Annotated in this window: 16 protein-coding genes; 13 read left to right on the top strand and 3 right to left on the bottom strand. The window is 62.5% G+C overall.

The features are described 5' to 3' along the window. Positions 1-13: 13 nt before the first annotated feature. Entirely contained in the window at positions 14-1,189 is a 1,176-nt protein-coding gene (locus AC6I99_RS05670) for a zinc-dependent alcohol dehydrogenase (protein WP_309927118.1), read from the bottom strand. A 134-nt stretch (positions 1,190-1,323) separates the two neighbouring features. Here AC6I99_RS05670 and AC6I99_RS05675 point away from each other — a divergent pair, with 134 nt between their 5' ends. The 12 genes from AC6I99_RS05675 (at position 1,324) to AC6I99_RS05730 (ending at position 12,471) form a co-directional block, all read left to right on the top strand. Further along, complete coding sequence (locus AC6I99_RS05675; protein WP_224091288.1) at positions 1,324-1,545, top strand: hypothetical protein; 222 nt, start codon at positions 1,324-1,326, stop codon at positions 1,543-1,545. Between the two features lie 237 nt (positions 1,546-1,782). Then, a complete protein-coding gene (locus AC6I99_RS05680; protein WP_497960590.1) occupies positions 1,783-2,286 on the top strand; it encodes a hypothetical protein in 504 nt (167 codons plus the stop codon). Positions 2,287-2,313: 27 nt separating this feature from the next. After that, positions 2,314-2,946 carry an SIS domain-containing protein gene (locus AC6I99_RS05685; protein ID WP_497960591.1) on the top strand — a complete coding sequence of 211 codons (633 nt, stop codon included), beginning with the start codon at positions 2,314-2,316 and terminating at the stop codon, positions 2,944-2,946. A gap of 90 nt (positions 2,947-3,036) precedes the next feature. Then, the gene (locus tag AC6I99_RS05690) at positions 3,037-4,107 is read left to right on the top strand and encodes an alkene reductase (protein WP_497945999.1); all 1,071 of its coding nucleotides are present in this window, start codon (positions 3,037-3,039) and stop codon (positions 4,105-4,107) included. Positions 4,108-4,279: 172 nt separating this feature from the next. Next, positions 4,280-4,978, top strand: coding sequence for a GntR family transcriptional regulator (locus AC6I99_RS05695; RefSeq protein WP_224091297.1), 699 nt, complete (start codon positions 4,280-4,282; stop codon positions 4,976-4,978). A gap of 181 nt (positions 4,979-5,159) precedes the next feature. Beyond that, complete coding sequence (locus AC6I99_RS05700) at positions 5,160-6,161, top strand: sugar phosphate isomerase/epimerase family protein (RefSeq protein WP_224091298.1); 1,002 nt, start codon at positions 5,160-5,162, stop codon at positions 6,159-6,161. Positions 6,162-6,164: 3 nt separating this feature from the next. Continuing rightward, a complete protein-coding gene (dhaL, locus tag AC6I99_RS05705) occupies positions 6,165-7,913 on the top strand; it encodes a dihydroxyacetone kinase subunit DhaL (RefSeq protein ID WP_224091299.1) in 1,749 nt (582 codons plus the stop codon). Between the two features lie 2 nt (positions 7,914-7,915). Beyond that, positions 7,916-8,398: a ribose-5-phosphate isomerase gene (locus AC6I99_RS05710; protein WP_497960593.1), complete on the top strand. Its 483-nt coding sequence runs from the start codon at positions 7,916-7,918 to the stop codon at positions 8,396-8,398. 2 nt (positions 8,399-8,400) lie between these two features. Continuing rightward, positions 8,401-9,390, top strand: a complete 990-nt coding sequence (locus tag AC6I99_RS05715; RefSeq protein WP_497960595.1) for a 3-hydroxyacyl-CoA dehydrogenase family protein — start codon at positions 8,401-8,403, stop codon at positions 9,388-9,390. Positions 9,391-9,408: 18 nt separating this feature from the next. Next, on the top strand, positions 9,409-10,173 hold the full coding sequence (locus AC6I99_RS05720; RefSeq protein WP_224091302.1) for an SDR family NAD(P)-dependent oxidoreductase: 765 nt from the start codon (positions 9,409-9,411) through the stop codon (positions 10,171-10,173). A gap of 157 nt (positions 10,174-10,330) precedes the next feature. After that, positions 10,331-11,680 (top strand): MFS transporter, encoded by a 1,350-nt coding sequence (locus AC6I99_RS05725; protein WP_224166659.1) that lies wholly within the window; start codon positions 10,331-10,333, stop codon positions 11,678-11,680. Between the two features lie 2 nt (positions 11,681-11,682). Next, positions 11,683-12,471 carry a triose-phosphate isomerase family protein gene (locus AC6I99_RS05730; RefSeq protein ID WP_497960597.1) on the top strand — a complete coding sequence of 263 codons (789 nt, stop codon included), beginning with the start codon at positions 11,683-11,685 and terminating at the stop codon, positions 12,469-12,471. 70 nt (positions 12,472-12,541) lie between these two features. Here the strand turns inward: AC6I99_RS05730 and AC6I99_RS05735 are convergent, their stop codons facing one another. Further along, a complete protein-coding gene (locus tag AC6I99_RS05735; RefSeq protein WP_497960599.1) occupies positions 12,542-16,099 on the bottom strand; it encodes a TM0106 family RecB-like putative nuclease in 3,558 nt (1,185 codons plus the stop codon). 108 nt (positions 16,100-16,207) lie between these two features. Between AC6I99_RS05735 and AC6I99_RS05740 the strand changes: the two genes are divergently transcribed. Beyond that, a complete protein-coding gene (locus AC6I99_RS05740; RefSeq protein WP_497960600.1) occupies positions 16,208-16,663 on the top strand; it encodes a nucleoside deaminase in 456 nt (151 codons plus the stop codon). Positions 16,664-16,762: 99 nt separating this feature from the next. Here AC6I99_RS05740 and AC6I99_RS05745 read toward each other — a convergent pair whose 3' ends face one another. Beyond that, positions 16,763-19,033: a hypothetical protein gene (locus tag AC6I99_RS05745; protein WP_497960602.1), complete on the bottom strand. Its 2,271-nt coding sequence runs from the start codon at positions 19,031-19,033 to the stop codon at positions 16,763-16,765. Between the last annotated feature and the right edge of the window lie 17 nt (positions 19,034-19,050).

Consider the following 19,050-nt stretch of genomic DNA (forward strand, 5'->3'; position numbering starts at 1 on the left):
ATCCTTCACGAAATCAGGGCTTGAGCACCACCTTGATGCAGCCGTCCTGCTTCTTCTGGAATTTCTCGTACAAGTCCGGTGCATCGTCCAAACCACCAGTGTGGGTGACCAGATGCATGACTCCCAGCGGATCGGCGTCGTCCTCTACCAAGGGGAGCAGCTGGTCAGTCCAGTTGCGGACGTTGCATTGCCCCATGCGGAGTTGGACTTGCTTGTCGAACATGGTCATCAGCGGCATGGGATCGGCCTGGCCACCGTAAACGCCGCTGAGTGAAACGGTGCCGCCGCGGCGCACCATATCCACAGCTGTGTGGAGGGCAGCAAGGCGGTCCACGCTCATCGTCTCCATGGCTACCTGCGCCGGCTTGTCAGGGAGCAGGGAAACCGCCCGGTGCAGGAATGATGCCACCGGGGAGCCGTGGGCTTCCATGCCCACTGCATCCACTACCGCGTCCGGGCCCCGGCCGAGGGTCTGTTCGCGGATCTGGGCTGCAACGTCCGGGCTGTAGTCCATGGTCTCCACCCCATGTTCTTCCGCCATGGCCCGGCGCTCGGGAACGGGATCTACGCCAATGACACGGAAACCCTTGTGGAGGCCAATTCTGGAGGCGAACTGGCCCACGGGGCCGAGTCCCATAACCGCCAACGTGCCGCCCTCGGGGACGTTCGCGTATTCCACGGCCTGCCACGCAGTGGGCAGGATGTCCGAGAGGAACAGATAGCGTTCATCGGGGAGGTCTGAATCTACTTTGATGGGCCCATAGTCCCCGAAAGGCACACGCAGGTACTGTGCTTGGCCACCCGGGACAGAGCCATAGAGTTCGGAGTATCCAAAGAGTGCGGCCCCTGTGCCCTTGGCTTTGACCTGCGTGGTTTCGCACTGCGACTGGAGGCCTTGGTTGCACATGTAGCACCGGCCGCAGGAGATGTTGAAGGGCACAACTACCCGGTCGCCCTTCTTGAGCCGGTGGACCTCCGGACCCACTTCTTCGACGATTCCCATGGGCTCGTGGCCGATGACGTCGCCCTTGTGCATGTAGGGGCCCAGGACTTCATAGAGGTGCAGGTCCGAGCCGCAAATGGCTGAAGATGTTATTCGGACGATGACATCCGTGGGTTCCTGGATAGTGGGATCGGGGACATCAATAACGCTCACTGAGCGTCTTCCTTGCCACGTCACTGCTTTCACAATCGCTCTCCCTGCTTTGGGGGCTGGAGGTGTCCCGCGCTGCAGGAGACCTTCCCAGCGAAGCAGAGTTGGCAGCGGCGCACAAGGTCTTCGGTAGCCTCGACAGCCCCGGATGCCCGGCCTAGATTGAGGCTATGAGCGAAGCATCGAGCGAACCGGACCAAACGTCTTCCGAAAGCGCAGCGCCCTCTGAAGCCTCAAAGCCCGCGGTACCTGCCGACGTCGAGCATGAGGGCAGCAGCGCCGGGACGGGTGACTTCACTACCGAAGTGGACCCTACCTTCATCCCTGATGAAAGCGGCGAGACGCCGGAGGAGAAGCGCGCCCGGGAGCATCCAGAGCCGACGGGCAGCTAAACGCGCCTGATTTTGCAGCAGTAGAACGACGGCGGTCCGCGGCGACCGTCCCGGGTCATCTGCGCGCGCCACTTAGTAAGTAACCTGATAATTGGTGTTAAGCTGAGAGGAGATAGCTGTCCACGTGATCAGAAAGCGTTTGGAACGAGCACGGGATGGGTACAACTTTGGGTACTAAGCACAGCATGGGCTAGGGGCGGCGCCCAAACAAAGCCGTTCGCGAGGGAGGCAATCCACATGGACACAGGACAACTGGTATTGATCATCGTGTTGGCCGTCGTCGTAGTCGCAGCTGTGATTATTGCGGTAGTAGTTGGGCGTAAGAAGAAGACCGAGCTCAATCGCCGTCGGGCAGGGGAACTGCGCGAGAAGGCAGACCAGGAAGCCGTCGGCGCACACCAGGCGAAGGCCCAGTCGGCACAAGCCGAAGCAGCTGCCGTTCAGGCAGAAGTCGAGGCCAACCGGCTCCGGCGCGAAGCCGACCGGCACGCGGAGAAAGCCGAAGAAGCCAGTGGCCGCGTTGAGGAGCACCTGCGCCATGCCGACAAGGTGGACCCCGATGTCAGGACCGGCCGCGACCGGGAGAACGACACCGATCGTGAACGTGACCGTGACATGGGTTCGCGTGACGAACGGCTAACACGGGATCGCTCGGCACGGGAAAGTGCCGTCAGGGAAGAGCCTTTGCGGGACGACTCTGTGCGGGACAGTTCCAGGCGGGACGGAGATAGGAACGTGTAAGTTCCTACGGTGAAACGGAGGCAGGAAGTGAGCATCGTGGTAAGGCGACCGGGACAGGTGGTGCGCCCGACGGATTCAAGGCAAAAGCGGCATGCAGTTGACGTCGTTCTTGGCCATTTGGGCGAGATCGGCCCCGCGGTAGCGGCCCTGCGCCGTGAATCGTCGCGGCTCGCTGAATGGGGTGAGGAACTGGCCCGTGTCCGTCTTCGTGGCGGAAGCGTTTTTGCTGCCGGCAGCGATGGCTCTGCCCACGAGGCACAGAGATTCACCTCCGAACTGGCGGCCCACGATGCCAATTATGGTTCGCCCGGCGATGGTTCTGCCTTCAAGGCCATATCTGTCAGCAATAGCGCCAATGACGGCGACCGCGTAAGCATCAGCGACCAGATTCGAGGGCAGGTTCGCCGCGGCGACATCGTGGTGTTGCTCGCTGCGAAGGGAATCACGGATGATCTCCGGGAGGCCGCTGCCGCTGCCAAGGCCGCCGGAGCACGTGTTTGGGCTTTGACCGGCAAGGAGTCCAAAGACCTTGCCCAGGCGGTCAACGAGGCGATCTGCATCGACACTGATCCGCCGCATGCTGAAGAAGCGCACCTTGTTGCCGTGCTGGCCCTTTGCGAATGCTTCGACGACGCCATGAAGCTACGGGGCCAGGGCTAAACAGCCTGTGATCTGCCTCTCACCAGGAATAGTTGCAGACGCTGCACAGTTGCCCAGAATGAACCTGATTCATTCTGAAAGGAACTGCGCATGCTGTTTTCCCCCTTGGCCCTCGGTGAGCTTGAACTTCCCAACCGACTCGTGATGGCGCCTTTGACCCGGCTGCGGGCCGGTGCTGAGGGAGTCCCGGGGTCACTGATCGCCGAACACTACCGGCAGCGCGCGTCCCTTGGTTTGATCGTCAGCGAGGGAACATACCCGACGCCGGCCGGTCAGTCGTACCCGGGCCAGCCTGGCCTGGTGACGGAAGCGCAAATTGCAGGGTGGAAGACGGTCACCGACGCCGTTCACTCGGAGGGTGGACGCATTTTCGCCCAGATCATGCACGGTGGCCGCGTTTCGCACGCGGACATCACAGGCGGCCACGAAATCGTGGGCCCGAGTGCTGTTGCCATCGAGGGCGATGTCCGCACGCCCAATGGCAAGCAGCCTTACCCGGTGCCCCGCGAACTCCGCACCGATGAGCTGCCGTCAGTCATCCAGGAGATCGTCACTGCTTCCAAGAACGCGATCGAGGCAGGATTCGACGGCGTGGAACTCCACTCCGCCAACGGTTACCTGCTGCACGAATTCCTTGCGCCCAACTCCAATATCCGGACCGACAGCTATGGTGGGTCCCCGGAGAACCGCGCGCGCTTTGTAATCGAGACCGTCAATGCGGTGGTTGAGGCACTGGGTGCAAACCGCGTGGGCATCCGCATCTCCCCGGAACACAATGTGCAGGGCATCGCCGAGACGGATGCAGCCGACGTCCGCGCTACCTACGAAGTCCTCGTGGAGACTATTGCGCCGCTCAACCTGGCGTACCTCAGCATCCTGCACCACGACCCCAAGGGCGCCCTGGTCCAGGATCTTCGCGAACGCTTCAACGGCACCTTCCTGGTGAACACTGGATTCAGCCAAATCACGACGCGCGAGGAAGCTCTTGCATTGGTGGCCGATGGCCTCGCGGACGGTGTTGTGGTTGGCCGCCCAGCCATTGCCAACCCGGACCTCGCGCGCCGCTGGCGTGAAAGCCTTCCGCTCAACGAGCCGGATGCGTCCACGTTCTATGCCGAGGGCGCAAAGGGTTACACGGACTACCCGTTCTACGCCAACTAACCCCGCAGAACCCAGCAAGACCGCGACGTCGGCACTCACGCGAGTGCCGGCGTCGTGCTTTAACGTGTGCCTGACCTAGTTGGGGGAGTGGGGGCGGAATGTGACAGGGTGAGATAGCTGGTGCGGGAGACGTCCCGGGCTTGTGCGCGCCCGTTCCTATAGGATTTGTGGCATGTCTGAACCTTCGCCGGCTCTTGCCCGCCCCGGCTTTCCCGTCAGCCGCCAGGTGTTGGCCGATCACGTTTATGAAGCCCTCCTCGAATGGCTCATGGATGGTCGGCTCGAACCCGGGGCGGCCGTCAGCATTGACGGAATGGCGCGGGAACTGGACGTTTCCCCCACTCCGGTACGTGAGGCGCTGGCGCGACTGGAGCATACGGGCATGGTGCGGCGCGTGGCGCTGAAGGGGTATCGCGTTGCCCCCGTGTTCACGCGGGAGGACTTTGCGGAACTCATGGAAGCACGGCTTTCGATTGAGCCTGTGAATGCCCGCCTGGCGTGCGAGCGAATGACTTCGGAAGGCTTGGACGCATTGAAGCAGGCTGTTGAGGATCTCAAGACGGCACCCAGGGGCGGTACGTTTGCCGAGTACCGCAGCTACCTCGAGGCTGACGAGCGTTTCCACCAGTTGATCGCAGCGCAAGCCAGGAACCAGTTCCTCCTCGCCGCTTACAACACACTGGGCGGTCAGATCCAGCGCTTCCGGTTGTTTGGGGGAGTGGGCATCACGGATGCGGAGCAGGCTATCGCCGAACACCAAGCCGTGCTCGACGCGATGTCCAGCGGAGATCCGGGGAAAGCGGCGGAGGCAATGATCCAGCACGTGGAAAAGGTGCGGGGTAGGGCCATGGCTGACGCGCCTGAAGACTGAACAACCACCGATCCGTAAGGGCTCGCCGCGAACGCGGCGGGCCTTTTTCATGTGCAGCGTGACCGCTTTCACAGACATATGTAAGACATATAGGATCTAGGAAGTTTCGCGAAAAGGGTTGACAGCTTTGCTTGGTTCGTAAATCCTATAGGAAACAGGATTTCACGAAGGAGTGTTCACCATGGCGTATACCGCCGAGAATTGGCCCATCACCGCGGCCCTCCTGCAGTTCCCCGGCACCGACGCTGCGGGGCGGCACATCAACGACGCCGATGCTTCCGTGTGGGCGGGCGTCCTCCAGGAAGTGAAAGAGGCGGGCTTTGCCAACGCGGACCTCACCGACAGTTGGGTCCGTCCGGGCGATCTCAGCACGGATCGGCTGACCGAGTTCAAGCAGACGGCTGACGAAGTGGGAATCGGAGTGCCCGTCATCTCGGCAATCCGCCGAAGCGTCATCCACCAGACGGACTGGGCCGACAACCTCGCCTACAGCCACCGCACCATCGATGCCGCTGCGGAGCTCGGATGCGAGGTTGTCTCCTTCGGACTTCACCAGGCCATCACGCCGGAGCAGCAGAAGCAGTTGTGGTTCTGGACGGTGGAGGGTTACAAGGACCCGGTAGGGGACAAGGAGCTGTGGGGCAACGCCGTGAGCCGCCTCCGCGAACTTGGAAAGCATGCAGCAGAAGCCGGCATCCTCATCTCCCTGGAAATGTACGAGGACACCTACCTCGGCACCGCTGATTCCTCCGTGCAGCTGGTCCAGGACATCGGTCTGGACAACGTCGGCCTCAACCCGGACCTGGGTAACCTGATCCGCCTGCACCGTCCCATCGAGGACTGGCGTGAGATGGTGGCCAAGACCCTGCCGTACTCCAACTACTGGCACATGAAGAATTACATCCGGGACGAGGATGTGGCCCGTGACAGCTACATCACCATGCCCGCACCCATGGAAAGCGGCCTGATCAACTACCGCGAGGCATTCAAGTTCGCTCTCTCGGTCGGCTTCCAGGGCATCCTCTGCACCGAGCATTACGGTGGCGACGGGCTCAGCGTCACGGCCAGCAACCAGGAATACCTGCGCCGCCACGTCCTGCCGAAGACCGAGGGTTACAAACTCGGCACGAGCCAGGTCGCGCAAGGCCGGCAACAGCCCGCGACAGAATTCGCAGGAGTCTAAGGAATGACACAGATTTTCGACAACCCGGCAGACTTTGCCGATGAGGCCCTGGACGGCTTCGTGGCTGCCAACCGCGGCTATGTTGCCAGGGTGGATGGCGGCGTGGTCCGCTCCACCGAAGTACCTGCCGGGCAAGTGGCGTTGGTGGTCGGCGGCGGTTCCGGGCACTACCCGGCCTTCGCCGGATTGGTCGGCCCCGGACTCGCAACAGGCTCGGCCTGCGGCAATATGTTCGCCTCCCCGGCGGCCGGCCAGGTATACCGCGTGGCCAAAGCGGCCAATGCCGGAGGTGGGGTTCTGCTGAGCTACGGCAATTACGCTGGCGACGTCCTGCACTTCGGGCAGGCACAGCTCCGCCTCAACGCCGAGGGCATCGAAACGCGCACTGTCACCGTCACTGACGACATCGCCAGTGCACCCATCGATCAACTAGGGAAGCGCCGCGGCATCGCGGGCGATCTGACAGTCTTCAAGATTGCCGGTGCCGCCGCCGAAGCGGGACTGAACCTTGACGACGTCGAGCGTTTGGCCATCAAGACCAACTACCGGACCCGGTCCCTCGGCGTGGCTTTCGACGGTTGTACGCTGCCTGGTGCCAAGGATCCGCTGTTTCACGTCCCGGCCGGGCAGATGTCCCTGGGCCTTGGAATCCACGGTGAGCCCGGCATCTCTGAACTCCCGATGCCCACCGCGTCCGAGCTTGCACAACTTCTGGTTTCGAAGCTGCTCGCGGACAAGCCCGAGGACGCGGGGGATCGCGTGGTGGCGATCGTCAACGGCCTGGGCACTGTGAAGTATGACGAACTCTTCCTGCTGTTCGGTAAGGTCGAAAAGCTGCTCATCACCGCTGGCCTCACCGTTGTTGAACCGGAATGCGGCGAGCTGGTGACCAGTTTGGACATGTCCGGACTGTCCCTGACGCTGCTCTGGCTGGACGATGAACTCGAACAGTACTGGGCCGCGCCCGCCGATACTCCCGCTTTCCGCAAGGGCAGCATGGCACCCCGCGCAGCACGCGCCGAGGCAGCGATCGTCGACGCCGAAACCGCCGACGTCGAACAGCCCACCCCGGCCGCGGCGGAACTTGGGCGGCAGGCCGTGGCGGTTCTCGGCCAGGTCCGCGATGTCGTCGTCGAACACGAAGACGAGCTCGGCAAGCTGGACGCTATCGCCGGCGATGGTGATCACGGAATCGGCATGCGTCGCGGCGTCGACGCTGCGGCTGCTGCGGGCGAGGCCGAGTCGGGCTCATCGGTAGCGCGGGTCCTTGCAGCGGCCGGCGAGGCCTGGAGCGAACGGGCAGGCGGAACATCCGGCGCGCTGTGGGGTTCGGCGGTCATCGCGGCCGGCCAAGCACTCGGCAACCGCGAATCGTATTCGTCCCGCGACGCCGCCGCCGCGGTGAAGGCCTTCGTCCTGGCCATCACCGAACTCGGCAAGGCCGAGCCCGGAGACAAGACCATGGTGGACGCCCTCCTGCCATTCCGGGACGCCTTCCTGACAGAGCTCGACGGCGGTGCTCCCGTTGATCGGGCACTGGCAGCAGCCGCTGCGGCTGCTGAATTGGCCGCCGCGCAGACCGCTGAACTGCGGCCGCTCAAGGGCCGGGCCCGCCCACTTGCCGAGAAGAGCCTCGGCCATCCGGATCCCGGCGCAGTCTCCTTTGGCCTGATCGCCACAAGGATCTCCCAACACATTGATTCACTACTGGCCAGCGCTGCTTCAGCGTCTCCGGCCGGAAACGGAGCCTAAGAATGAGCGACACACAAGGCTGGCGCATCGTCGTCGGCAACGACGAAGCCGGAGTGGAATACAAGCAGGCACTCCTGGCATTGCTGGAATCCGACCCGCGCGTTGCAGCAGTGACCGATGCCGGAGTCGATGCCAACGATTCAACGGCCTATCCGCACGTCGCAGTCGATGCCGCCCGCAAGGTAGCTGACGGTGAGTTCGATCGGGCCCTCCTGATCTGCGGCACCGGGCTGGGCGTGGCCATTGCGGCCAACAAGGTCCCCGGAATCCGTGCGGTGACCGCCCACGACAGCTACTCGGTGGAACGGTCAGTTTTGAGCAACAATGCGCAGGTCCTCACGCTCGGGCAGCGGGTGATTGGCTTGGAACTGGCCAAGAAGCTCGTAGGGGAGTGGCTCGGCCACCGCTTTGACCAAAACTCATCCTCCGCCGCGAAGGTGGACGCCATTTGCTCCTACGAGCCCAACTACACGAAGGCAGTTTGATCATGACCATTCCTGAAGCAACCGAAGGCACCGCGAAAAACGCAGCCCGGAAGATCGCCGTCGTCGGCTCCGGATACATGGGTGGCGGCATCGCCCAGGTCCTGGCACTCGGCGGCGCGCGCGTGGCTTTGGCTGATGTCTCTGCCGAGATCGCGCAGAAGAACTTCGACCGCCTCCTGGTTGAGTCTGACCAGTTCATTGCCGATGGCCTTTTCCCCGAAGGTTCCACGGAGATCCTCAAGCAGAACCTGTGGGCCGCGAAGGACATTGAGGAAGCCGTTGCGGACGCCGACTTCATCGAGGAATGCGTTCCCGAGGTCCTGGAAATCAAGCATCAGACGCTCGCCCGGATCAGCGCAGCTGCCCGCCCGGATGCCCTGATTGGCTCCAACACCTCAACGATTTCCATTGCCTCCCTGGCAGAAGCCGTGACCAACCCCGAGCGGTTCCTGGGCGTGCACTTCTCCAACCCGTCGCCGTTTATCCCCGGCGTCGAGGTGATTCCGCACGCCGGCACCGACGCCGCCACGGTAGCCGCTTCCCGCGATTTGGTCCACGCGGCCGGTAAGCAGACCGCCGTCGTGAAGGACGTTACGGGTTTTGTGCTCAACCGCCTGCAGTACGCGCTGTTCCACGAAGCTGCGCAGCTGGTGGAGCAGGGCATCGCAACAGCGGACGACGTCGACACCCTGGTGCGTACGACGTTCGGCTTCCGCTTGCCGTTCTTTGGTCCGTTTGCGATCGCGGACATGGCCGGTTTGGACGTTTACAACTTCTGCTACAAGTCCCTGCAGACCGGCTTCCCGGAGCGGTTTGCGACGCCGAAGATCCTCTCGGACCTCGTGGAGGCAGGCAAGCTCGGCACCAAGACCGGCGCGGGCTTCCTCAACGTCCCCGCCGAGCGCACCCCGGAACTCATCGCATACCGGAACAAGGCCTACGTCGCCATGCAAAAGCTCATTGAAGAGCTCGGCCCGGCACCCATCAACTAACTTTTCAGGAGAAAACACATGTCTTTCCCCGCTGAACGCACCGCCATCGTCACCGGCGCCGTTTCCGAGCGCGGCATCGGCCGCGCCACAGTGAACTACCTGGCCGCCCAAGGCTGGAACATCGGCATCATCGATCTGGATGACGCCGCCTGCAAGGCTGCAGCCAAGGAAGTTGCTGCAGAATACGGGATCCAGGCCCACGGAGTCGGCGCGAACGTCGCCAGCGAAGCCGAAGTCCGGGCCGCCATCGATGACCTGGAAGCGGAGCTGCCGCAGATCGTCGCCCTGGCCAACGTTGCCGGCGTCAGCTCGCCCATCGGATATCTGGAACTCGAACCTGCCGAGTGGGACCGCGTGCTGAACATCAACCTCAACGGTGTCCACTACGCCACCCGCCGGGTGGCCGAATCCATGGTCAAGAACCGGATCGGCCGCATCGTGAACATCTCGTCGGTCTCCGCCCAGCGCGGTGGTGGCACGTTCTCCAAGACCCCCTACTCGGTTGCCAAAGCCGGTGTGATCGGCCTGACCCGTGCCACGGCCCGGGAACTGGGCGAATACGACATCACCGTCAACGCGATCTCACCCGGCCCCATCGACACCGACATCATGGGCGGCACGCTGAGCCAGGAACGCAAGGACGAACTGACCAAGGACCTCGTGGTGAACCGCGTGGGCTCCACCAGGGACATCGCCGCCGCCATCGCCTTCCTCATCAGCGAGGACTCCGGATACATTTCCGGCCAGACGCTGAACGTGGATGGCGGGCTGTACATGCACTAGGGCGGGCCATGAAGACCTGGACCAGAGAACGCAAGATCTACCTTGCCGTGGGCATCCTTGCCTGCGCAGTGGGCATGGTGCTCATTTTCTTCCCGCGCTGATGGCGCGCTTCCTAAGCCATCGCAACCCCAACTGAATTGCTCAAAGAGGAGTTTCAATGTCCGTTGCCTCAACTTCCACCAAGGAGTTGCTGGATTCACCGATTCTGAAGTCGGCCATATCCAAGGCTTCGCTACGGCTGATGCCGATGCTCGTCATCCTGTACGTGGTGGCATTCCTTGACCGCACCAACGTGGGCTTCGCCGAAGCTGCCCTTGGGGTGGACAAAGGTATCACCGCCGGTGCTTACGCACTGGGTGCCGGTATCTTCTTCATCGGCTACGCATTGTTCGAGATCCCCAGCAACCTGCTGCTCACCAAGTTCGGCGCGAAAGTCTGGCTGGCCCGCATCGCCATCACCTGGGGCGTAGTGTCCGCGTGCTTCGCCTTCGTACAAGGTGAGACGTCGTTCATCATTCTCCGCTTCCTGCTGGGTGTCACCGAGGCAGGTCTCTTCCCTGGCGTCATCATGTTCCTCGCCGCCTGGTTCCCCAACAAAGTGCGCGTGAAGATGTTCGCCATCTTCTATCTGGCTCAGCCTCTCTCCCAGATGCTGGGTGCGCCGCTGTCCGGCTGGCTCATCAACATCGGTGACCAGGTTCCTGGCGTCGCAGGCTGGCAGGTCATGTTCTTCGTTGAAGGTTCGTTGGCCATCGTGGCAGGCATCGCGTCCTTCTTCTTCCTCATCAACAGCCCACAGGACGCCAAGTTCCTGAGCAAAGAAGAGAAGGTAGCCCTGACCGATGTCATGGCACTGGAAGACACCGTCAAGGAAGAATCAGGTCCGCGCGGTGTGCTCGCTTCCATGCGTAACGGCCGGGTCTGGTACTTCACCGTCATCTACTTCTGCCTGCAGGTGGCTGTCTATGGCGTCACGTTCTACTTGCCGCAGCAGGTGTCCCAGCTCACCGGCCAAAAGGTGGGGCTCGCCGTCGGACTCCTTGCCGCTATCCCATGGTTCTTCGGGATCTTTGCTTGCTACTTCGTTGGCAAGGCTGCAAACACTGTGGCACGCCGCCGCCGCTGGGGGACCGCATTGTTCGTCTCCACAGGCCTCTGCATCTTCGGTTCCGCCTGGGCCGGCGCCAACCACCTTCCGGCGTTGGGCATCATCTTCATCACGCTGGCGGTGTGCAGCTTCCTGTCGACCGGTCCTATTTGCTGGTCGTATCCGACCGCGTTCCTCACCGGAACTGCTGCGGCTGCCGGTATCGGGCTGATCAACTCCCTGGGCAACCTCGGCGGTTTCGTCGCACCGATCCTTCGCACCACGGTCAACCAGGTCACGGCCTCGGACACGGGCACCATGGGTGTTTACGCCCTGGGTGTCCTGCCCTTCCTGGCCGCGCTGATGATGTTCGGCACCCGGGCCTTCACCAACAAGGCCGACGAGTTGCTGGACAAGTAGCCGTGGACAAGACTGCCTTGGATTTCCTCGATGCTCCTGTCGGGGCCTTGTTCATCGGTGTCAGTACCAAGATGTACATGGGCTACGCGCAAAGTTTGGCGTGGCTGGAGCAGTTGCTGGCAGAAGTGGACGCCCGTCCGGCCCTTGCGGCCGGGCGGGTGGTCCCGTTTGTGATCCCTTCATTTCCGGTGCTGCCCGCAGCGTCCGCGATGCTTCAGGGTTCGACAATGGTCCTTGGGGCCCAGAACTGTGGTTGGTCGGACGGGGCGTGGACTGGCGAAGTCTCCCCGTCGATGCTTGCGGAGCTTGGTGTCGGACTGGTGGAGATCGGCCATGCGGAACGGCGCCGCCACTTTGCCGAAGACGATGCCATGGTGGCCCTGAAGGTTCGTGCCGCCGTCGACGCTGGCCTGACGCCATTGCTGTGCGTCGGAGAGACCGTGGTGGATGAACCTGGAACTGCCGCCGATGCCGTGTTCGGGCAGGTTAAGGCAGCCGTGTCCGGGGACTGGTCCGTCGCTTCCCAAATGGTGATCGCCTACGAACCCGTGTGGGCGATCGGTGCTGCAGAGCCGGCGTCGGCTGCCTATGTTTCCCAGGTTGTGGCTGAGCTGCGGGTATTGCTCGCTGCCCACGTGGTGAAGCAGCTGCCCATCATTTACGGTGGCTCGGCGAAGCCGGGTCTCCTGCCGCAGCTGGAAGGGGCTTCCGGGCTCTTCCTGGGCCGCTTCGCGCACGACGCCACCAACTTCGGCCGTGTGCTGGACGAGGCCCTCTCCCTGCCCAACTAAGTCGCAGCTGATGCCCTTTTCAGCGCTCAAAACGGCATCTGCTGCGACTCAGTTGGGTGTGACGAAGCGCTTAGGTGACCCCGCGCTGGCAAATGGCCACAAAGCCGCCCAGGTTTTCCAGGCCCTCTGGATGCGTCGGGAGGTAGTTGGTGAGTTCGGGTGAACGCACGACGACGGCACGCCACTGCCCGCGCGACACCGCCACGTTGATCCGGTTGCGCAGGAGCAAGAATTCCATGCCGCGCGGTACCTCCCCTGCGGCTGATGCGGCCATGGAGACGATGACCACCGGCGCTTCCTGGCCTTGGAACTTGTCTACCGTGCCCACCCGGACTTTGGCGAGCCCGGCCTCGCGGAGCTGATGCTTGATGAGCTGGACCTGGGCGTTGTAGGCGGCGACCACGAGGATGTCGGTCTCCATGAGGGGCCGCGGGCCTTCCTCCTCTTCGGAGGGGTCTAGCCACTGAAGACCCAGGTGGGCCCGGACTTGGCGAACCACTTCTGCCGCTTCCTCGGGCGAAGAGCTCGAGTTCCCTGTGTGGTCAACGTAGACGCAGGAAATCCCGGGCCCTGCTCTATCCAGCTGACGCTTCGAAGCCGCGGGGGCCGCTTCCAGACGGCCGTCGTACGACAAGTCCGAAACAGCAGAGCAGAGGGCCGGATGCATGCGCCAGGACAAGGCGAGGAAGTAGCCAAGCTCCGGTGGAAGGGTGTTGTAACCATCGGACAGCCAGCCCAGCGCGGACTCGTCAACCGGTTCAGGGTGTATTCCCTGGGTGACCTGGGGAAGCTGCTGGGGGTCTCCGAGCAGCAGGAGGCTCTTTGTGGCCCGGCTGACGGCCATGGTATTGGCCAAGGAAAACTGTCCGGCCTCGTCAATGACCAGCAGGTCCAGGGAACCCGCGGGAACGGAACTTCCCACCATGGTCCAGGCCGTTCCACCGATCAGGGCTCCGCCAGGCTTGGACAGGATGTCCTCCACGTCGCCCTTGGCGCACCCGTTCCACGGCACAGGTTCGTTGTGCTTGACTTCCTTGGCCACCCGCAGAGGATCCACTCCGGCTTTCTCCACTGCAGCACAGAGCATGTGCTCCACTACCGCATGGGACTGCGCCACGACGCCGACTTTCCAGCCATCGGCTACGAGCCTGGCCAGGACGTGGGCACCAACGTAGGTCTTTCCGCTGCCGGGAGGACCCTGGACGGCCAGGTAAGAATGGTCCAGATCCTTCACAGCAGCAGTGATGGCGTCGATATAGCCATCAGGACCGGATTCCACGGCGGGCAGCGACGCGAGCGTGCGAAGCTTAGGTGGTTGTCGTCGAACCAGATCCAGCGAACAATCCCGCGGCCACAACGGCAGGGAGGCCCGGAGCTTTGTTGCCAGTGCTGCCAATGCGGCTCTCTGCCCGGTGGTGTAGAGGGGCTCGTCAGGCGTCAAAGCCATGGGCAGCTGCTTGAACTCGGTGGAGTCGTTGCGCAGGCTTTCCTCCATGATCACGGACTCAAGCTCGCCTTCTTCGCCCACGTCAATGACCTCAGTCTTGCTCCAACCAGCCCTACCCAGCACTGACGATTCCTTACCGACCAAGGCGTCAGGCAGCGGGGGACCATACATCCGGAAGTACGTCTTGCCAGGCTCCAACCCGGCACCGTCACCGGAACGGCCAATGAGTTTCACTGTCCGTACGCGGTTCCGGCGAGGCGGGCGCTTGGCCCAGTCCTGCAGTACTTCCGCATGGTCAACCGTAAAGATGTCGCGGCCGTCTTCCCACTGGGAGGTTGGCTTTTCCAAGCGGTCGAAGTGCCCCCACCAGTGCTGTTTGTCCTCACGACGGTGGTACCCAACGCCCGCTGCCACAATCGCTATTGCCCGGGAATCCGCTGATGCCCTTTCTTCCCCAGGGAGCCCGTCAAGGTAGTCGAACAGCGCCTTTTCCTCCGGCGCAGCCTGGTACTTGTCCTCCTCAGGCGTGGGCTCCTCCTGCGTTATGGAGCCTGGGACGATGGATCGCTCGGCGGCGCGGGCAAGAAGCCAATTGCGCAGCTCCAAGGTTGAGAGACAGTCGTACTCGTTGTAGTCGCGGATGCTTTCAAGGATGGCTGCGGCCTGCTCAGCCTGGCCGGTGTCCCTCGCCGTGCAGAAGTCCGCGTAGGCAACCACCGAGGCACCGGCGTCGGTCACGTCTCCGGACCGGAGGTGCTGGCCCATATAGAGGGGTTCAAGTTTCTTGATGCTGTACGAGTTCTCGGAAACGCGGATGCTGTGGCGGACGGTGTCGTAAAGGTCCACCAGGACGCCTTGCTTCAGGAGGTCGTCGACGGCGGTTTCGCCCACCACGTGCGTCAAGGAAAGGTTGCGAAGGGCCGTCTTCTCGTAAGCGGCGTAATGGTAAATGTGCATGCCCGGGTACGTAGCCCGGCGTTTGGCAACGTACTCCAGGAAATCAACAAAAGCCTGGCCCTCCTCCTCCCGGGAATGAGCCCAAAATGGACGAAACACCGGTTGGGCGCCGGGCTCTGCCGGGTTTTCGATGACGCCGAAAAGGTACTCGAGGCCCCATTTGCCCGTGACGGGATCCTGCCACAAAGGATCGCCCTCGAAGTCGAAGAAAATATCGCCGGGATCCGGTTCCGGGAGCCTGCCGAGGGTGTTCTCCGGCAGGATCTTGTAGCTGACAGTTTTGGCTTCGCCTGCTTTGTCCGTGTACTTCACTGTCCCGTCCGGAGTCCCTGCGCCGGTCTGCAACTGTGCTTGCTCGCGCAGCCGAAGCAAGGTGGGATCAGGGGCATCGGGGAGTGCCGCGAGCTGGTCGATCGTGGTGACTCCGGCCTCTATCAGCTTCTTACGGCGGCTTATTCGCATTCCGGCAACCATGAGGAGGTCCCGATGCAGTTTTACTTGCTCGGCACAGTAGTCGCAGCGGCCGCATGCGGAGAAGCGGGAGTCGCCCCATTCGATGGGTCCTGAAGCAGCCCGATGGGCCGTGGTCATTCCAAGAAAGCGTTCGCGGCGTTCCTTGAAGACTGGCAAAATCTCCGCGAGCGGGTGATCGCTGTGCACGCGGTTGCCCAGGACCAAGGTGACTGTGGGATCCGGCGTAATACCTGCCTGAAGAAGTTGATCGCCATAGGCAGCCAGCTGCAAAAGTGCAGTGACCTTGGCATGCCGTGCAAGCTTTGTGTCGAAGACGGCGTACTGACCGCCGGGACGCTTGACCAGGAAGTCGGAGCGGCCGTGGAATTGGCCGTCAAAGAACGCGGCCTGGAACACGATGTCCGCTCCGGAACGCAAGGCCTCGATGGATTCCGCATGCTTGGCCAAAAGGGTGGCGCGGTCCATGGCGGAGGCGGGAACGACGTCGTAAACGCCCTGTCCTGTTGCTGGGTCCCAGGGCCCGAACTCGGCCAGGAAGTCGTCCAGGACCCTGTGCTCATGGACATCGCCGAGCTTGGCCGTGCGATCCAACATGGCATCTGCCGCGAACTCAGCTTTGGGGGAGCGGCCCAGTTTTTCGTCGAGTTTCCGGAGCAGCTGGTACTCACAGGTGGCAGCGATGACCAGATCACTGGCTGAGAACACCAAATCCTGCGGCGCGCCAGCTATCTCCGAATCGAGAAAGAACACCGTGACCTACTCCCTGTTGCCGGATGAACCACTGTTGCCGGATGAACCACTCCGAAGTGGACCATGAAGCCAAGCTATCAGCGGCCTCCGACAATTTAGACTGCACCCATGACTGAAACAGCACCGACCACCGTCGATCCCGCTTTCGAAGCCGCCTATGAGGCCGCCCAAAAGAGTCTCAGCGAGGGCGGGATCCCTATTGGCGCCGCGTTGGCCCGCGGTGGGAAGATCATCGCGAGCGGGCACAACGAACGTGTCCAGCATGGCGATCCGATCGCGCATGGCGAAATGTCCGCGTTGCGCGCTGCCGGCCGGCAAAAGACTTACCGGGATACGACGCTTTACACCACGTTGGCGCCGTGTGCGATGTGCACCGGAACCATCATCCAGTTCAAGATTCCGCGCGTGGTGGTGGGCGAAGCGGAGACGTTCCCGGGGGAATTCGATCTCCTGCGTTCGCGTGGTGTTGAAGTGGTGGTCCTCGACGACCTCCGGTGCGTGGACATGATGCGTACCTTCCAGGATGAACACCCGGAACTCTGGGCGGAGGACATCGCGGAGTAGACACGAAGGGAGCGACGGCGGCACCCACCTTTTCGAGCGATGGAGCGTGCCGCCGTCGCCGGCTGCGGAGGAGCCACATGCCAAGCGGTCATCCGACGACTATTTGGCAGGCTTCCTCGGAGCCGACCGGCGGGAACGGGCCGCCGGAGTTGAAGGGATCAGTTCCTTGACCTGTGCCAGGACTGTGGGGTTTACGCCGCGGGCGCCCAGGTCTTTGGCGAGGGTTTCCACCTCTGACTTTGCGGCCGCGGTGTTGTCCGCCTTCACGTGCAGTTCCGTCCGCAGTTCCACGAGCTTCCTGTACGCCAGGTTGTTCGCTGCGCCGCTGCCCTTCTGGTAACTCGCCAGCCCGGCATCCGTCAGCGCCAGCGCCCGCTCAGGATCGGCGCTATGGTGTTTCACCATTTTGTCTTCCTTGCGGCGATAGAAGTCATCACCCACGGATTGTGCGACGGCGGTAGCCGCCTTGACGCCCAAAGGCTCGCCGCTGAATCGCTCGGCTGCCTCAGTAAGGGCGTCCAGCCCTTTGCTCAGGTGGGGTGACATGGACCCTTCGAAGGCGAGCGTGAGTCCTACTTCCCGCGTGAAGAACTCCGGTGCAAACCGGTCCTCCTCCCGTGTGACCGGGAAGCCGACCCGCAAAGGCAGGGTGTTGGACGCCTGGACGATGCCCTCCGTTGAATAGATCGCGCGGACCAGGTACTGGCCGGGCTCATCGAATGCGAAGCCTTGCACTCCAAATGCCAGCTGGACCAGTTGGCTGTAGCGGTCGCTGCCGTCACTCGTGGCGCCGGCGGCAGGTTCCAGGGTCACCGGTTCAGGGAGGCCATAGAAGCAGACCACTGATTCATGCAGGACCACCGTTCCGTCCGGCTTCTGCACGTAAACAGTGGTGTTTCCGAATCTGGGATCCAGCCGCCCGTCCACCACTACTGGTACATCGCTGGTGTTCCGCAAGCGGAATTCGATGGACACAGGCTCCATGTAGTCGAAGTGGCTCTTGGCTGAGAGGGTCAGTTCAACATCGCTGCCCGGCCCGGAGACGGTCATTGAGCCGGCAGGGGATTCCAGGTGCCCACCGGAAGCCCAAGGATCTCCACCCATAATCACGGATGCACGGTCGCCATGGCGCATGTGGAGCAGTTCGTCGTCGTCGAACCGGAACCGGAAGTTGCCCCAGAAGGTATCGGCGCCGTTGCGCTGATCGTATTTCCAGTCGTAGTTCATCCAGGACAACGAATCCGGCCTCGCCTTGTCCCAGGCATGCAGGAAGTTGAACGCGTGCCCTGCCTCGTGGACCCACGTGTACAGGAAATGGCGCATGGCCCAGGCCTGGTCCTGCGTGCTGGGGTTCGAGACAAGGTTGGTGAACCAGGAGTGGTTGCGGAAGACTGCAAAACCCTGGCGGTCCGGACCGCGGCCCGCGCCGCCAAAGCCTGCAGCGGCGTCGAACATGATGCCACCAACTCCGGCACTGTCGAAGAGGCCGGCCTGCACGCCCCAAAGGTTCCAGGCAGGCCATCCGGAGTTGAACTTGCCGAAGGAGGTTTCCATGGCGTCGTGAAGTTCACCGACGTTCCACGAGGCGAAGCCGGCCGCACTGTCATCGATCACTGTGTGGACCGGATCGATGGTGACGGCGATTCCCGCGTCCAGGTACGAGGATTCGATGGTGATGGTGCGCTCAGCCAGGTCTGCTGGGCGGTTGTTATGTGAATGGCTGTTGTAAACGGGTGCCTTGGGTTCGATGTCCACGGACGTGCAGTAGTCGAGTTCAAGGTTCATATCGCGGAAGCAGCCCGAACGGTAGGCGCAGGCGTATGGCTGCCCGGCAACGCCGCCCGCCGTGAACGTGGCCACTGCGCCGGTGATCGCGCCGTGGGACCAGGACACGTTGATTTCCACTGTTGTGGCGGGGTGCGTGCCTTTCCAGTAACGGACCGTTCCAGTGATGTGTGCATGCGCACGGGTCATGGTGACCACCGGGGCGTCCACGATCCAGGACTCCACATACGTCTTCACGAGTTGGTTGACCCCACCTGCTTTGACCCAGCGGGTGCTGTATAGATCGCCACTGACTTTGTTCAGCACCGGGGATTCCACGCTCTGGCGGGGATCGACATCCAAGCGGAGGTCCAGCGCGCTGCCGACAGGACCGTTGCCCGCCTGGTTGCCTTCATAACGACCGCTTACGGGAGCGGAGCGCCAGCACCTCCAAAATTCTTCGGAGGGCCATGCCAGGGTGCTGGGCTGGGGGCCATAACTGTGGGGTCCAAAAGCGTCAGACCCAAGAGTGGGTGGAAACGGGAGTTCAGAGGGGTTGCCGGGGACAGGGTTGTAGTGGGTGCCGGGGACGTTGGGGGTGTCCATGTGAGGATCTTTCTCGC

It is taken from the genome of Arthrobacter sp. TmtSoilC77 (assembly GCF_059739415.1).

Coding starts and splice junctions, on each gene's coding strand:
- AC6I99_RS05675 (WP_224091288.1), top strand. CDS start 1,324: ATGAGCGAAGCATCGAGCGAACCGGACCAAACGTCTTCCGAAAGCGCA.
- AC6I99_RS05680 (WP_497960590.1), top strand. CDS start 1,783: ATGGACACAGGACAACTGGTATTGATCATCGTGTTGGCCGTCGTCGTA.
- AC6I99_RS05690 (WP_497945999.1), top strand. CDS start 3,037: ATGCTGTTTTCCCCCTTGGCCCTCGGTGAGCTTGAACTTCCCAACCGA.
- AC6I99_RS05695 (WP_224091297.1), top strand. CDS start 4,280: ATGTCTGAACCTTCGCCGGCTCTTGCCCGCCCCGGCTTTCCCGTCAGC.
- AC6I99_RS05700 (WP_224091298.1), top strand. CDS start 5,160: ATGGCGTATACCGCCGAGAATTGGCCCATCACCGCGGCCCTCCTGCAG.
- dhaL (WP_224091299.1), top strand. CDS start 6,165: ATGACACAGATTTTCGACAACCCGGCAGACTTTGCCGATGAGGCCCTG.
- AC6I99_RS05710 (WP_497960593.1), top strand. CDS start 7,916: ATGAGCGACACACAAGGCTGGCGCATCGTCGTCGGCAACGACGAAGCC.
- AC6I99_RS05715 (WP_497960595.1), top strand. CDS start 8,401: ATGACCATTCCTGAAGCAACCGAAGGCACCGCGAAAAACGCAGCCCGG.
- AC6I99_RS05720 (WP_224091302.1), top strand. CDS start 9,409: ATGTCTTTCCCCGCTGAACGCACCGCCATCGTCACCGGCGCCGTTTCC.
- AC6I99_RS05725 (WP_224166659.1), top strand. CDS start 10,331: ATGTCCGTTGCCTCAACTTCCACCAAGGAGTTGCTGGATTCACCGATT.
- AC6I99_RS05740 (WP_497960600.1), top strand. CDS start 16,208: ATGACTGAAACAGCACCGACCACCGTCGATCCCGCTTTCGAAGCCGCC.
- AC6I99_RS05745 (WP_497960602.1), bottom strand. CDS start 19,033: ATGGACACCCCCAACGTCCCCGGCACCCACTACAACCCTGTCCCCGGC.